Here is a 12,933-nt window from a genome sequence, read left to right on the forward strand (position 1 = left end):
TCCTTCTATTTCTCCGCTACAAAGAACCAACGTCTACTTGTTTCTGTTGGCTCCTTGTCCTCAAAGTCCGCGTAAACCTTGACATTCTTAAAGCCAGCCTGCTCCAGCAAGATATCATAGGTCAGGATCTCATAGGTCCGCTCCTCATGCACCTCATCATGGCGCGTGAAGCGCCCATCCTCCTCTTGGACAAAGAAGGTCAACTCATGCACAATAGAATGAGGCGGTTCGTCCGCATAAGAATCCCATACCATGGCAAAAGTTTCAGCATTTTCATGATAAGAATAGCCTGAAAAAACCTCGTCAATCTGGTAAATCGAGTGTACGTCAAAGATAAAGCGCCCCCCCTCATTTAGATGCTGGTAAACTTGAGTGAAGACCTGACCGACATCCACTTCGTCCTCCATATAGCAAATTGAGTCTGAATAACAAGTCACCAAATCAAACTGACCTATGCCACTCAAATCCAGCATATTGCTCTGAATAAAGGGAATGTCCAAACCGGCCTCTCTGCTGCGCTTCTCTGCCAAATCTAGCATTTCCTGACTCAAGTCCAACCCCGTCACATCAAAACCTGCCTGCTTAAAATAAATAGACAGAATGCCCGTACCACAGGCCAACTCCAGCAGCTTTTTCTTATCCTTGGGAAAATGACGCAGGCTGAAATCCGTCCACTTCTCATACAAAGAATCATCCATAATCGCATCGTAAACCGACGCGAAGGTTTCATAAGTTGCCATACTTTTCCTTTCAAAAATAGCCCAGCCAGCAGGCTGACTGAGCCGAATTCTGCTTTCTGCCCAAGGGCAAAAAATCACTTGTTTTTTTCTTCCAATAAGGCTGCAACATCTACACCAGTTGCTTCGTGCCAGAGTTTTTCCAGATTGTAATGCGCACGCATCTCCTCAGAAAAGACATGGACGACCACGCCGCCTAAGTCCAAGAGCACCCAGCCACCAGCTGCATCCCCCTCAACATGACCAGCAGACACACCCGCCGCAGCAGCTTTTTCACGGATATTTTCAGCGACTGCATCCAGCTGACGACTGTTCATCGAGCTGACGATGACAAAGTAATCTGTCACAGTAGTCAAACCTTGCAGGTCCAACGCCACAATATCTTCTGCACGCTTTTCATCGGCCGCTTTCACGACCAGTTCCAATAATTCTTGTTCTTTCATAGTTCCTCTTTAATTAAAAATGTTTTTGTAATCTAGAACATCCGCAAAACGTCCGTCCCAAATTGTTTGGTAAAAAGTATTTATTTTTTCTGCCGAAGCGTCTTCTCCATCAAAAGTTGTAAAAGCACCTTCTGGAATGACAAGTTTATAATCAAATTCAAATCCAACTTTAACTGATGCATCTACACAATATTCCGTCTGCATTCCACATAAAACTAGACGACCAATATCTTCTTTATCCAAGTAATCCTTCAAACCTGTCTCTTTAAATATACTATTATATTTCTTCTGAAAGACCTTTTCGTCTGACTTTCTATTCAAGAGAGGAGACAACTGCCAATCTTCCAATGCACTGTCTTCTGGATTTTCAATATGCTGAATATAGATAATTTCGACACCTTTACTCCTAGCCTGATGCTGCAGAAAGGAAATTTTATCCATCATTTTATCAGACTGAAAACCTGTCTCCACTAAGATATTTTGTACATCTATAATAATTAGAGCTATTTTCATTCTTCTATTTCCTTCAAATATCCTACAAAGGCATTGTAGGTCTCCAAGGTCTGGGGATAGATAGGCATCCCCTTACGGGCTAGATGCTCCACAGTTCTTGCTGTTTCGTAGGCCACAGCCTGATTAAGCGACCGCTGAGCCAGCTCTCTGGCCTTGTCTACTCCCGGAAAATCTCGGTTGTGCTCGATATAGTCAGCGACATAGACGACCTTGTCCAGTTCAGACATGGTGCCACTGCCTACTGTATGAATCTCGATGGCTCGGAGAATCTCTGCATCTTCGATTCCTAAATCTTCCTGAATCTTGTAAATCCCCACCATGCCATGCCAGACATTATTACCCCAATTTTTGAGGTCAGGATTCAGCTGGTATTTGTCAATCAAGGATAGGAAATCCTCATCCGAGACCTTTTTGGCATAGTCGTGTAGAAGACCTGCAAGACCCGCTTTTTCGATGTCAAGACTGAAGCGCTCCGCTAATTCACGGGCAGCCTTTTCCACACCTAGACAATGCCGCAGGCGCTTATCAGACATGATTGTTTCCATCTTAGCCAGCAAGGCCTCACGGCTCATGCTGATATAGCTTTCATAGGTCATAGGTAAAGCCCCTCTTTCTCGATATAGTCTAAGACTGGCTGAGGCAGCAGGAAATTTGGAGTCCGTCCCTGAGCAAGAAAATCCCGCACCATACTGGAGGAAATATCCATAAGCGGCACATCCACCCAGATGACAGGGTAAGAAGTCCCCGCCTTGTAGCGCGGCCGCTGAACACCGACAAACTGAACCAGCTCAACCAGCTCATCAATCCGGTACCACTTGGGAAGATAGTCCACCATATCCGCACCGATGATAAAGTAATAGTCCGTATCTGGATGCTGCTCTGTCAGGAGCTTCATGGTGTCGTAGCTGTAAGAAATTCCCTTGCGCTCCAGCTCAATGGGCTCAATTCCCAAGCCTTCAATGCCTTCGATAGCCAGCTCCAGCATTTTCAGCCGATGCTTTTCATCGATGGTCTCTTTCTTATCCACATGAGGCGGCTCGTACTCTGGCATGAGCAGAACCTGATCCAAGCCTAACTGTTGCCGGACCTGATCCGCCACGACCAAATGAGCATTGTGGACAGGGTTGAAATTCCCACCTAGTATGCCAATCTGCTTGCGTTTTTTATCTTTAACTTCTGGTTCTAATTCTACCTTGGTAAAGGGGGTCAGTAATTCAATAGCCATAGGCTGACATCTCCACAGAAATTTTTCCTTAAATTTGCTTGACTTTGACAGAGAGTTTGCGATTTTCCTTTTTGCTGGACTGCTTGTAGAGAATCAAGATCCGGCCAATCTTCTGCACCGTATCCACTCCGATTTCTTCTTCCAGAATCTCTGCGACCTCGTGGATATTCTCATCCGTATTCTGCAAAAGCGTAACCTTAATCAGTTCTCGTGCGTCCAGTGCTTGACGTACGCTGGTTTTGATTTGGTCATTGAGTCCATTTTTCCCAATCTGAATGATAGGTTTGAGACTATGTGCCTGACTGTTGAGAAAGGCCCGTTGTTTTGATGTTAGTGTCATGTTCTTCTATAAGGCTTGAGACAGTTGGGACTTGCTTGTCTCATCACTGTTCACGGCCTTTTCCTTCCTTATTTTAAGGGGATTTATTCCCCTTGGTTTCTTGAGTATTATATAATAGCTTTCCGAGTGACAACCGCTACACCCTCTGGCGCCCAACCAGCTACTCGGGCAGGTCCACTGACGCGAATCCAACCCAGACCAGAGAAGACGATATCCGTCTTGTCCTTGATGGTAAATTCATGCTTGACCAAGGTTGGAAATTCTTCCTTTTCCTTGCCAACTGGCGGCACTAAGAGACCGCCGACATGCTTGTCATAAAAGCCGCTGGCACCTTCCAACTTGGTCCGGTGGAGCTTGAGCTCATTGTCAAAATAAGCCGTGAAGCCTTGCTTATCACCTGCCACAAAGTCAAAGCGGCCTAGGCCACCCAAAAAGAGGGTTTGCTCTGGATTGAGCTGGTAAGTTTTGGGCTTGATTTCCTTTTTAGGACTGATGTATTTGAGATTCTTAGCAGAAAGATAGTGAGCCATCTGGTGACGATGGATAATGCCCGGCGTATCATAGATATGACTGCCGTCCGCTAAAGGAATCTCGATTTTGTCCAGAGTTGTACCCGGGAAACGCGAAGTCGTAATAATATCCTTATCGCCCGTGATTTCCTGAATAATGGCGTTAATCAGAGTGGACTTGCCCACATTGGTCACGCCGACTACATAAACGTCACGTCCCTTGCGGCAATGCTCAATCTTGTCAATCAAGTCCTTGATTGCCTGCTTGTTCTGAGCAGAGGTCAAGACCACATTGACTGGACGCAGACCTTCTTCGTGAGCTCGCTCCGTCAGCCATTGGGTCACCTTGCTATCCTTGACTGACTTAGGCAGAATATCTTTTTTATTCCCGACCAAGAGAACATCATTTCCTGCGACAAAGCGAGGTAGGCCAGGAATGACCGAGCCATTAAAGTCAAAAATATCGACAACATTGACGACCAAAGCGTCGCTATCTCCAACCTCATGGAGAAGCCGCAGAAAGTCATCATCCGTCAGCTGAACATCGCTGATTTCATTATAATGGCGCAGGCGGAAACAGCGCTGACAATAGAGTTCGCCTGTCTCCAAGCCTTTTTCTAGAGCTGACTGGGGCGTGTAGCCTAGCTTGCCCTTATCTTCTGTCTGAATAGTGGCACCGCAGCCGATACAGAGAAGTTCTTCCATACTTAAATTCCTTTTTTGTATTGAATTGGGCCGTATTTTTCAGTGATTTTTTTGAGCACACGGCGTTCACGCGCCCGATTGATTTGAGTCTTGATAGAGTCGTGCTCAACCAGTGGCTTAACCAAAATCGAACGAATCCCGGCCCGATGAGCTGCCCGAATATCCGTCATGAGCTGGTCACCCACCATGACCACTTCATTTTTTTCAAAATGAAAAAGCTTGAGTGCCCGTTCAATTCCCCAAGTGAAGGGTTTCATCGCCCAGTAGATATAGTCAATTTCAAACTTTTCAACAGCCCGTTTGACCCGTTTTTGGTTATTATTGGACACCACGATAATCCGAATGCCCGCGTCCCGCAAATCATGGAGCCACTTCTTCATCTCTGGGGTCCCATCAGGATTATTCCAAGCAATCAGGGTATTATCCAAATCCACCAAAACCGCTTTGATCCCCTGTCTTTTCAAACTCTCTACTGTCAAATCGTAAACTGCCTCAACCGCAAAGTCCGGCATATAATCTTCAATCGCCACATCTCTCTCCAAAAATTCGTATTCTCATTATTATAGCATAAAATGGGCTTTTTGGCACTTACAGCCTCAAAGATTACAAAAAGGGCAAAAGATGATATAGTAGTGATAGTATAAATGTTCTGGAGGTTTGTATGGCAGAAAAAAACAGGCAGATGCAGGCTGTTTCCCCTCTTTTGCAAAAGATTATCAACTGGTCGTCCGCTATTGGCGCTCTAGGAACGGTAGCCTTTTGTCTCTGGGCCTATTTCGCTGGCATCCTCCAGTCCAAGGAAACTCTCTCAGCCTTTATCCAGCAGGCGGGCATTTGGGGTCCACCCCTCTTTATCTTCTTGCAGATTCTACAGACAGTCGTGCCCATTATCCCTGGCGCCCTGACCTCTGTCGCTGGCGTTTTCATCTACGGTCATATCATCGGCACCATTTATAACTATATCGGTATTGTCATTGGTTGCGCCATTATATTTCACCTGGCGCGCACCTACGGTCCAGCTTTTGTTCAGTCTGTTGTCAGCAAGCGTACTTATGATAAATATATCAGCTGGCTGGATAAGGGCAACCGATTTGAGCGCTTCTTTATTTTCATGATGATTTGGCCCATCAGTCCAGCCGACTTTCTATGTATGCTGGCCGCCCTGACCAAGATGACTTTTAAAAAGTACATGCTGATTATCCTTCTCTGCAAGCCTATCACTCTCGTCATCTATACCTACGGATTGACCTATATCATTGATTTTTTCTGGAAAATGGTCTCCAAATGAAAAGAAGTTGAATTGCACCGCACCCCAAAAGTTAGACAGAAAAAATCTAACTTTTTGGGGGGTTAAAATGAAACTAACTTATGAGGATAAAGTTCGAATCTATGAACTAAGAAAACAAGGAATCAGCTTAAAGCGACTTTCAGAAAAATATGAAATGAACCTTTCAAAACTTTTGACATCCCAACCTCTTTCTAAAACTTTACTTATTACAGCACAAACCATAAAGAAAAATCAGCCAGTTTTGACTGATTTTCGTCTCATGATTAAGCAAAGATTTTATTCTGGCGATACCAAAATCTTGATCTGCGCCTTGTCCTGAGTCAGCTCGATAAAGCCTTCTTGCACAATATCCTCTAGCTTAATCTTCTTGGTCACAAGCTTGTCAGCAGAGAAATAGCCCTGCTCCATCAGCTCCAGCACCTTAGGGAAAATATGCCGGTAAGCGATAATGCCCTTAAGCGATTTCTCTTGAATGGCAAATTCATTTGGATTAATGTTAGCTTCTCGTTCCCAGATAGAAACCACCATACATTCTCCAGCCTTGTGGACAGCAGCTAAAGCTTGTCCCAGCACAACCGGCACCCCAGTCACTTCATAAGACACATCTGCCCCGCCACCAGTTAAACGCTGAATAGCAGCTACCACATCTTCGCCTTCTTCTGGTCGCACAATGATGGCCCCAAGCTCCTCTGCCTTGGCTTGGCGTTCTGGAGATAATTCAACTCCATAAATCTTAGAGGCACCGGCTGCCCGCAAAGCCTCAATAATCAAGAGTCCGATTGGTCCCAAACCGAAGACAACTGCTGTATCGCCTGTCTTAAGAGCCGACTGACGGACCGCGTAAACAGCCACAGCAGCTGGTTCTGTCAAGGCCGCCTGCTCATAGCTAAGGCTGTCTGGAACTTTGTGAACAATGTCTCCGTCCAAAACACAGTATTTGGCAAAACCGCCGTCTGCCGCCAGACCAACAAAGTTTAGATTAGGGTCCAGATTATAGTCACCGACAAGATTATGCTTAGCTAAAATGGGCTCAACTGTTACCCGATCGCCAACTTTGACCCGTGTCACAGCACTGCCGACCTCAACAATTTCCCCAGCAAACTCATGTCCCAAAGTTACAGGCGCTTTCTGGCCAGAGTAGACGTGCTCTGTTTCTGTCGGAATAAAAATCGGTCCGTCCAGATATTCATGCAAGTCAGTTCCACAAATTCCTGTATACTTGACCGCAATTTTGACCTGATGCGGTTGGACTTCCGGTACATCCACTTCTTCAATACGAACATCTTTAGCGCCATACCAACGCGCAGCATTCATTTTTGCCATAAACATACCTCGCTTTATAATTTATTAGTTTTATTGTAAACCCTTTCAGAAATCTTGTCAAAAGATTAGCTACATTTTCAAAAAATAGCATACAAAAAACCAGCATCAGCTGGTCATAGACTTATTCTGCAATTCTAGCAGTATAAAAAGGCAGAAGGAAGAGGAAGCTAATGCACAGAATCAAGAGAATCACACGAAGCCATCCGCCAAATAGAAGCGCAACCACTAAAGTTACTAAATAAACGGAAAAATTAGTAAAATTAGTTTCAATCAGCAAGGTTTGGCCTGCTTTAACTGTCACTGGCTTGGTTTTCATAGGAGCAGATCCCGCACGGACTTCTGCTTCATTAGCCGCAATTGGAAAAACAACCTCTTCTCCGTTTTTGATTGCGCCAACTTTCTGACCATCGATAAAGACTGGAAACTTACCAATAATCCCTACAAAACCTGTCTCGCGTTTGATTTTAATTTCTGACATAAAAGACTCCTTTGTTTTTTCTATTATTTTAACATAGAAAACTTGAGACTACAAATAAGGGAATTATGATATAGCAAAAATATCAATAGTCGGAAGAACTAGAACTACTAGAATGATTTTCATCATCAGATGATGAGCTATTTTTCGAACTGCTAGATGATGATGACGAGCTAGATGATGATGGTGTCGTTGCTTCTGTCACGTAAAGAGTGATTTTTTTATTAGACTTGAGGTCAATTTTCTGACCTGCCTTTGGCGACTGAGAAGTCACCAAATCCGCTTGTGTCGAAGTAACCTTTCGATCAACAACCCGCTCAATCCGAGACGAAGAAACTCCCATTTGAATTAAGTAACTACGAGCATTGGCATAGGTGTACTGCATGCTGCCAAAGTCAGGCATAAGCATACTAGGCACTTCTTTCGCTACGGTCAGCTTGATCTTATGATTAGAAGACAAATCATAGGTCGAACCAGCTGCCGGTGACTGACGAATCACCTGACCTGGCTCGTACTCGTCTGATTCTTCCTCAACAATCTCAATCAATTTCTCAGAAACATTATAGTTTGTTTTCAGATTTTCAACCACGGCTGATCTTGTTTGACCAACATAGTTCTCCATAGTAAATGTTTTTTGATTAGTTACACTTGGAGCACTAATATTTTTTGTCTTGTCTATTTTTGAATCCTTCTTTGATGAAGAACTTTTCAACACAGATGATGGTGATTTCCCATTTTGATTATTTTTAGAAGAGTCATGCTGTATAGCTATAAAAGCATAAATTCCAAAACATATCATTATTACACTAGGAACTAGAAAGTAAATTTTTCTCCACCTCTCCTTTTTTCTATTTCTTGCTTCAACTTCATTATATTCTTCAACCGCATCATCAAGCAGACTTTGTAATTTCGTCAATTTCTCAGGATTATCTGTTTGTGCCATGAGGACACGTAACTGATGAATTCTATCTTCATAGAATCTCTCTTCTTCTTTTTCAGCCTGTCTTTCTTGCAATATCAATTGAGTGTGTTGGAGGTTTGTTTGTTGTTGTAAAAGATCACCTTGCCGTTTTAATTCTGCGTTTCTCTCCTGTTCACGCATGTCTCTTTCCCAATTATTGTAACTTCCCATTATAATATCTCCCGTTTTATTTTTATCCTAATTTGCATTATAGCCAAATTCTCTTGACTTCAAAATATTCTTCCACCAAGATTCTCTTTTCAACACAAATGAATCATCAACTTTACCATTATAATTCTCTAAAACCGAGTATTGAAAATTTTCTTTTATATATTCAACTCCTTCATGAGAGACGAGCTCCTTAAGCTCTTTATTATTTCCATGTATGCTATCAATATAGGATTGCCATCTTTGTAGCAACATTCCGTTATCTCCTGTTGCAGAACCAACATATAATTTACCATTCTGTTTATCAGTAAGTAAGTATACTGCTTTCTGATTTGAAAGAGCAGTAATCCAATCTTTCTTTTTAAATCGTAAAATTGTTTCTAATTGATGGTAGGACAAACTTATATTATCATAACCAGGAAAATCATCACCTCCATATACATCCGGCAAAATTTGAAATACTTCTATTTTTTCCACGATATTTTTGAAATGAAACACAGGTGCTCTACTAGGCCTTTTGCAACGAACAATCAAACGTCCATATAAACCAGAATATTTAATTAACTCTCTTCCTTCATAATTTTGACCAAATGTAACACCCAATTCTTTAGTGACTTCTTTTATAGTTGTCAAAAGCCAAGTATCATAACTCATTTGAACAAGATTAACTGCAATGTCATCTATATTATAATATCGTCTTTGGTTTCTCCAAAATAAATTGAAACTATTTAATAATTCTGGCTCTCTTAAATAAGTTTCAACTGGATTCTCCCCTGTCCAATTATTAAACTTTATTTTAACTCTTGAGATTTCTTTATCATCGAAATCTAGAATATCCTTCAACAAAATTTTTCCTTCCATAATCTTCCTCCCTAAAAAACAATTTTATTTGTGTTTACTCCTTAATTATAATCCAAAGTTGTCACTTGGTCAACGCTTTATACAGTTGAATTTTTTAGATTTCTACATAAAAAACCAGCCTCACGACTGGTTTTCTACTTATTTCTATAATTTCTCCAACTCTTCATTGAGCAGTTTTTGTGCTACTTGTGGGTTGGCTTGGCCCTTAGTAGCCTTCATGAGCTGGCCAATCAGGGACTTAGCCGCATTCTTATTGCCACCCTTATAGTCATTGATAGCTTTTTCGTTGTTGGCAAATACTTCTTGGATGATTGGCAGAAGCTGGGCAGGGTCTGAGATTTGAATCAGGCCTGCTTTTTGTACATATTCCTTAGCAGAGCCACCATTTTTAGCCAGATGGACAAAGACCTTCTTAGCAATCTTAGAGGAAATCGTGCCATCTGCAATCAGAGCAATCATCTCAGTCAGATTCTCGGGTGTCAGCTCAATCTCAGAGATAGTCTTGCCTTCGGCATTGAGATATTGGGCTACATCTCCTTGGAGCCAGTTAGAGACAGCCTTAGCGTCACCTCCTGCGGCAACAGCTGCTTCAAAGAAATCTGAAACTGCTTTCGTCGCTGTCAACTGTTTGGCATCGTAGTCAGACAGGCCGTAGTTTCCCACATACTTGGCACGTCGTTCTTTTGGAAAGGCTGGCAGACTGCTGCGCACTTGCTCAATCCAAGCATCTTCAATCTCAAAGATAGGCAGATCAGGCTCTGGGAAGTAACGGTAGTCCGCTGAACCTTCCTTGACCCGCATGAGCAGGGTTTCGCCAGTCGCTTCGTCATAACGACGGGTTTCCTGACGGATTTGGCCACCACTGCGTAGGATTTCAGCTTGGCGTTTTTCCTCAAATGCCAGACCCTTACGGACAAAGTTGAAAGAGTTGAGGTTTTTCAGCTCAGTCTTAGTACCAAACTCTTCCTGACCGTAAGGACGGATAGAAATATTGGCATCAACCCGCATGGAACCCTCTTCCATCTTGACATCCGAAATACCCGTGTACTGGATGATTTCCTTGAGGGCAGTCAGATAGGCATAAGCTTCTTCTGGACTGCGCATATCTGCTTCCGATACAATCTCAATCAGCGGCACCCCTTGGCGGTTGAGGTCCACATAAGAGTAGCCATCGCTGCCGTGGGTATTCTTTCCTGCATCTTCTTCCAAGTGGGCTCGCTCGATACGGATTTTCTTGGTCGTGCCATCTTCTAGTTCAATCTCAATCCAGCCATTGTAGCCAATTGGCTCATCAAACTGAGAAATTTGATAGGCTTTTGGATTGTCCGGATAAAAGTAATTCTTGCGGTCAAAGTGCATCTTCTGGTGAATATCCATGTTCAAAGCCAGAGCAGCCTTGATACCATAGTCAATAACACCCTTGTTCATAACAGGCAGAACACCCGGGAAGGACCAGTCAATGATATTGGTGTTGGCATTTGGATCTTCACCGAAGTGAGCTGGAGCCGGTGAGAAAATTTTTGAATTGGTCTTCAATTCAACATGGACTTCCAGTCCGATAACTGTTTCAAAGTTCATTATTTTTCACCTCCAAAGATAACTGGCTGCTGTTTGTGGTAGTCAGTCGTCGCTTCAAATGCTGCGGCTGCTTGATAGATAGTCGCTTCATCGAAGTGGTTCCCAATCAGCTGCAGGCCGACAGGAAGACCATCTACAAAGCCAGCTGGGATTGAAATGCCCGGCAGGCCAGCCAGATTGACTGGAATGGTCAAAAGGTCAGCCAGATACATGGCCACTGGATCTTGGTTTTGACTGCCCAAGTCATAAGCAACCGTTGGTGCAGTTGGGCCTAAGATCAAGTCGTATTTTTCAAAAACCTTAGCAAAATCTTGCATAATCAAGGTCCGAACCTGACCAGCTTTCTTGAAATAAGCATCGTAGTAACCAGATGACAAACTGAAAGTTCCCAGCATGATGCGGCGTTTCACCTCTTCACCAAAGCCTTCACTACGAGATTTGACATAGACATCTTCTAGATTTTCAATGCCTTCTGCGCGGTAGCCATAGCGAATACCGTCAAAACGTTGCAGGTTAGAGCTGGCTTCAGAGGAAGCAATGATATAGTAAACAGCCACGCCGTACTTGCTGTGAGGCAGGCTAACCTCTTCAACGATAGCTCCTAGACTTTCCAAGTGCTTCGCTGCTGCTAAAATCGTTTCCTTGACCTTGCTGTCAATTCCCTCACCCATGTATTCCTTAGGCAAGGCAATCTTCATCCCCTTGATATCTTGGCCAATCTTGCTGGTAAAGTCTGGTACTGCTTCTTGTGATGATGTAGAGTCCTTAGGATCATTACCAGAAATAACATTCAAAAGCTGGGCATTTTCCTTCACTGTCTGAGAGAAAGGCCCAATCTGGTCTAAAGAAGAGCCAAAGGCAATGAGACCAAAACGCGAAACCCGTCCATAAGTTGGCTTGAGGCCGACTACACCGTTAAAGGAAGCCGGTTGACGAATAGAACCACCCGTATCTGAACCCAGTGACAGACGAACCTGACCAGAGGCAACAGCTGTCGCTGAACCACCAGATGATCCACCAGGAACCTTGCTGCTGTCCCAAGCATTCTTAGTCGTCTTAAAGTAAGAGTTTTCGCTAGAACCCCCCATGGCAAACTCGTCCATGTTGGTCTTACCAACGATAATCATGTCCTTACCGTAAAGCTTCTCTACGCTAGTCGCATCGAAAATCGGCTTGTAATTGTAGAGTATCTTAGAAGCAGCCGTCGTCAAAATCCCCTTGGTTGAGATATTATCCTTGACTGCCAGCGGAATTCCGCTCATAAGATTGTCCGCATCAATGCCCTTGGCGTCTAGAGCCGCAGCCTGAGCTAAAGCCTCCTCTTCGCTGACAGTAATGAAGCTGTCCACAGCCGCTTCACGTTCTTTGATGTCTGCTAAAGTTGCCTGAGTTAACTCTACTGCAGAAATTTCTTTCTTGACCAACAAATCGTGCAGCTCTTCAATAGTCTTGTGATTAAAAGTCATTAGGCATCTCCTCCGTCATCTAGGATGGCAGGCACTTTGATGTAGCCCCGCTCTTTTTCAGGTACATTTTGGAAAAGCTCTTCCCGATTCCAGCCTGGCTGTGCCACATCTTCTCTCATATAGTTGATATTGGCAGCTACATTGGAAGTGAAAGGCACACCCTCCGTGTCCACTTCATTGAGCAATTCGACCATATCGACAATCTTGGTTAAGGTCGTCGCAAACTCAGCCGTTTCTTCTGGTGAGAAAGCCAGTTTTGACAGCTTAGCAACGTGACTTACTTCTTCTTGAGTAATCTTCATCTCTGATTCCTTTCATAAGATATGTGAGCTTTAGCGACT

Annotated in this window: 15 protein-coding genes and 2 pseudogenes; 2 read left to right on the top strand and 15 right to left on the bottom strand. The window is 43.6% G+C overall.

Annotation, left to right across the window (positions count from 1 at the left end; all coding sequences use genetic code 11):
* Nucleotides 1-5: 5 nt before the first annotated feature.
* From J1C91_RS08790 to J1C91_RS08825, 8 genes are all read right to left on the bottom strand, one after another.
* Entirely contained in the window at nucleotides 6-740 is a 735-nt protein-coding gene (locus J1C91_RS08790) for a class I SAM-dependent DNA methyltransferase (RefSeq protein ID WP_125439142.1), read from the bottom strand.
* Nucleotides 741-814: 74 nt separating this feature from the next.
* Nucleotides 815-1,180, bottom strand: coding sequence for a ribosome silencing factor (rsfS, locus tag J1C91_RS08795; RefSeq protein WP_002901020.1), 366 nt, complete (start codon nucleotides 1,178-1,180; stop codon nucleotides 815-817).
* A 9-nt stretch (nucleotides 1,181-1,189) separates the two neighbouring features.
* Nucleotides 1,190-1,693 carry a cysteine hydrolase family protein gene (locus tag J1C91_RS08800; protein WP_125439140.1) on the bottom strand — a complete coding sequence of 168 codons (504 nt, stop codon included), beginning with the start codon at nucleotides 1,691-1,693 and terminating at the stop codon, nucleotides 1,190-1,192.
* Nucleotides 1,690-2,289, bottom strand: coding sequence for a bis(5'-nucleosyl)-tetraphosphatase (symmetrical) YqeK (gene yqeK, locus J1C91_RS08805; RefSeq protein WP_125439138.1), 600 nt, complete (start codon nucleotides 2,287-2,289; stop codon nucleotides 1,690-1,692). Before yqeK ends, J1C91_RS08800 begins: the two co-directional genes overlap by 4 nt.
* Nucleotides 2,286-2,918 (bottom strand): nicotinate-nucleotide adenylyltransferase, encoded by a 633-nt coding sequence (locus J1C91_RS08810; protein ID WP_125439136.1) that lies wholly within the window; start codon nucleotides 2,916-2,918, stop codon nucleotides 2,286-2,288. The genes yqeK and J1C91_RS08810 overlap by 4 nt, the downstream gene beginning before the upstream one ends.
* 28 nt (nucleotides 2,919-2,946) lie before the next feature.
* The gene (gene yhbY, locus J1C91_RS08815; RefSeq protein ID WP_002896287.1) at nucleotides 2,947-3,258 is read right to left on the bottom strand and encodes a ribosome assembly RNA-binding protein YhbY; all 312 of its coding nucleotides are present in this window, start codon (nucleotides 3,256-3,258) and stop codon (nucleotides 2,947-2,949) included.
* Between the two features lie 107 nt (nucleotides 3,259-3,365).
* On the bottom strand, nucleotides 3,366-4,472 hold the full coding sequence (gene yqeH, locus J1C91_RS08820) for a ribosome biogenesis GTPase YqeH (RefSeq protein ID WP_125439134.1): 1,107 nt from the start codon (nucleotides 4,470-4,472) through the stop codon (nucleotides 3,366-3,368).
* Between the two features lie 2 nt (nucleotides 4,473-4,474).
* Nucleotides 4,475-5,002, bottom strand: coding sequence for a YqeG family HAD IIIA-type phosphatase (locus tag J1C91_RS08825; RefSeq protein ID WP_185761341.1), 528 nt, complete (start codon nucleotides 5,000-5,002; stop codon nucleotides 4,475-4,477).
* A 131-nt stretch (nucleotides 5,003-5,133) separates the two neighbouring features.
* Between J1C91_RS08825 and J1C91_RS08830 the strand changes: the two genes are divergently transcribed.
* Nucleotides 5,134-5,760 (top strand): TVP38/TMEM64 family protein, encoded by a 627-nt coding sequence (locus J1C91_RS08830; protein ID WP_009659851.1) that lies wholly within the window; start codon nucleotides 5,134-5,136, stop codon nucleotides 5,758-5,760.
* 67 nt (nucleotides 5,761-5,827) lie between these two features.
* A pseudogene (locus J1C91_RS08835) lies at nucleotides 5,828-5,932 on the top strand (transposase); the annotation flags it as partial.
* Between the two features lie 104 nt (nucleotides 5,933-6,036).
* Here J1C91_RS08835 and J1C91_RS08840 read toward each other — a convergent pair.
* The 7 genes and pseudogenes from J1C91_RS08840 to gatC form a co-directional block, all read right to left on the bottom strand.
* On the bottom strand, nucleotides 6,037-7,083 hold the full coding sequence (locus J1C91_RS08840) for a 2,3-butanediol dehydrogenase (RefSeq protein ID WP_009659357.1): 1,047 nt from the start codon (nucleotides 7,081-7,083) through the stop codon (nucleotides 6,037-6,039).
* Nucleotides 7,084-7,204: 121 nt separating this feature from the next.
* Nucleotides 7,205-7,561, bottom strand: a complete 357-nt coding sequence (locus tag J1C91_RS08845) for a hypothetical protein (protein WP_002907115.1) — start codon at nucleotides 7,559-7,561, stop codon at nucleotides 7,205-7,207.
* Nucleotides 7,562-7,643: 82 nt separating this feature from the next.
* Nucleotides 7,644-8,192, bottom strand: a pseudogene (locus J1C91_RS08850) (PASTA domain-containing protein); the annotation flags it as partial.
* A gap of 525 nt (nucleotides 8,193-8,717) precedes the next feature.
* Nucleotides 8,718-9,548, bottom strand: a complete 831-nt coding sequence (locus J1C91_RS08855) for a GIY-YIG nuclease family protein (protein WP_009659362.1) — start codon at nucleotides 9,546-9,548, stop codon at nucleotides 8,718-8,720.
* Nucleotides 9,549-9,692: 144 nt separating this feature from the next.
* On the bottom strand, nucleotides 9,693-11,126 hold the full coding sequence (gene gatB, locus J1C91_RS08860) for an Asp-tRNA(Asn)/Glu-tRNA(Gln) amidotransferase subunit GatB (protein WP_009659360.1): 1,434 nt from the start codon (nucleotides 11,124-11,126) through the stop codon (nucleotides 9,693-9,695).
* Nucleotides 11,126-12,592, bottom strand: a complete 1,467-nt coding sequence (gene gatA / locus J1C91_RS08865) for an Asp-tRNA(Asn)/Glu-tRNA(Gln) amidotransferase subunit GatA (RefSeq protein WP_009659366.1) — start codon at nucleotides 12,590-12,592, stop codon at nucleotides 11,126-11,128. Before gatA ends, gatB begins: the two co-directional genes overlap by 1 nt.
* Nucleotides 12,592-12,894: an Asp-tRNA(Asn)/Glu-tRNA(Gln) amidotransferase subunit GatC gene (gatC, locus tag J1C91_RS08870; protein ID WP_002896305.1), complete on the bottom strand. Its 303-nt coding sequence runs from the start codon at nucleotides 12,892-12,894 to the stop codon at nucleotides 12,592-12,594. The genes gatA and gatC overlap by 1 nt, the downstream gene beginning before the upstream one ends.
* Between the last annotated feature and the right edge of the window lie 39 nt (nucleotides 12,895-12,933).

The organism is Streptococcus sanguinis (genome assembly GCF_050222175.1).
Lineage (GTDB): Bacteria > Bacillota > Bacilli > Lactobacillales > Streptococcaceae > Streptococcus > Streptococcus sanguinis_M.

Coding starts and splice junctions, on each gene's coding strand:
- yqeK (WP_125439138.1), bottom strand. CDS start 2,289: ATGACCTATGAAAGCTATATCAGCATGAGCCGTGAGGCCTTGCTGGCT.
- J1C91_RS08855 (WP_009659362.1), bottom strand. CDS start 9,548: ATGGAAGGAAAAATTTTGTTGAAGGATATTCTAGATTTCGATGATAAA.
- yqeH (WP_125439134.1), bottom strand. CDS start 4,472: ATGGAAGAACTTCTCTGTATCGGCTGCGGTGCCACTATTCAGACAGAA.
- gatB (WP_009659360.1), bottom strand. CDS start 11,126: ATGAACTTTGAAACAGTTATCGGACTGGAAGTCCATGTTGAATTGAAG.
- gatA (WP_009659366.1), bottom strand. CDS start 12,592: ATGACTTTTAATCACAAGACTATTGAAGAGCTGCACGATTTGTTGGTC.
- J1C91_RS08800 (WP_125439140.1), bottom strand. CDS start 1,693: ATGAAAATAGCTCTAATTATTATAGATGTACAAAATATCTTAGTGGAG.
- rsfS (WP_002901020.1), bottom strand. CDS start 1,180: ATGAAAGAACAAGAATTATTGGAACTGGTCGTGAAAGCGGCCGATGAA.
- J1C91_RS08790 (WP_125439142.1), bottom strand. CDS start 740: ATGGCAACTTATGAAACCTTCGCGTCGGTTTACGATGCGATTATGGAT.
- J1C91_RS08830 (WP_009659851.1), top strand. CDS start 5,134: ATGGCAGAAAAAAACAGGCAGATGCAGGCTGTTTCCCCTCTTTTGCAA.
- J1C91_RS08810 (WP_125439136.1), bottom strand. CDS start 2,918: ATGGCTATTGAATTACTGACCCCCTTTACCAAGGTAGAATTAGAACCA.
- J1C91_RS08840 (WP_009659357.1), bottom strand. CDS start 7,083: ATGGCAAAAATGAATGCTGCGCGTTGGTATGGCGCTAAAGATGTTCGT.
- yhbY (WP_002896287.1), bottom strand. CDS start 3,258: ATGACACTAACATCAAAACAACGGGCCTTTCTCAACAGTCAGGCACAT.
- J1C91_RS08845 (WP_002907115.1), bottom strand. CDS start 7,561: ATGTCAGAAATTAAAATCAAACGCGAGACAGGTTTTGTAGGGATTATT.
- gatC (WP_002896305.1), bottom strand. CDS start 12,894: ATGAAGATTACTCAAGAAGAAGTAAGTCACGTTGCTAAGCTGTCAAAA.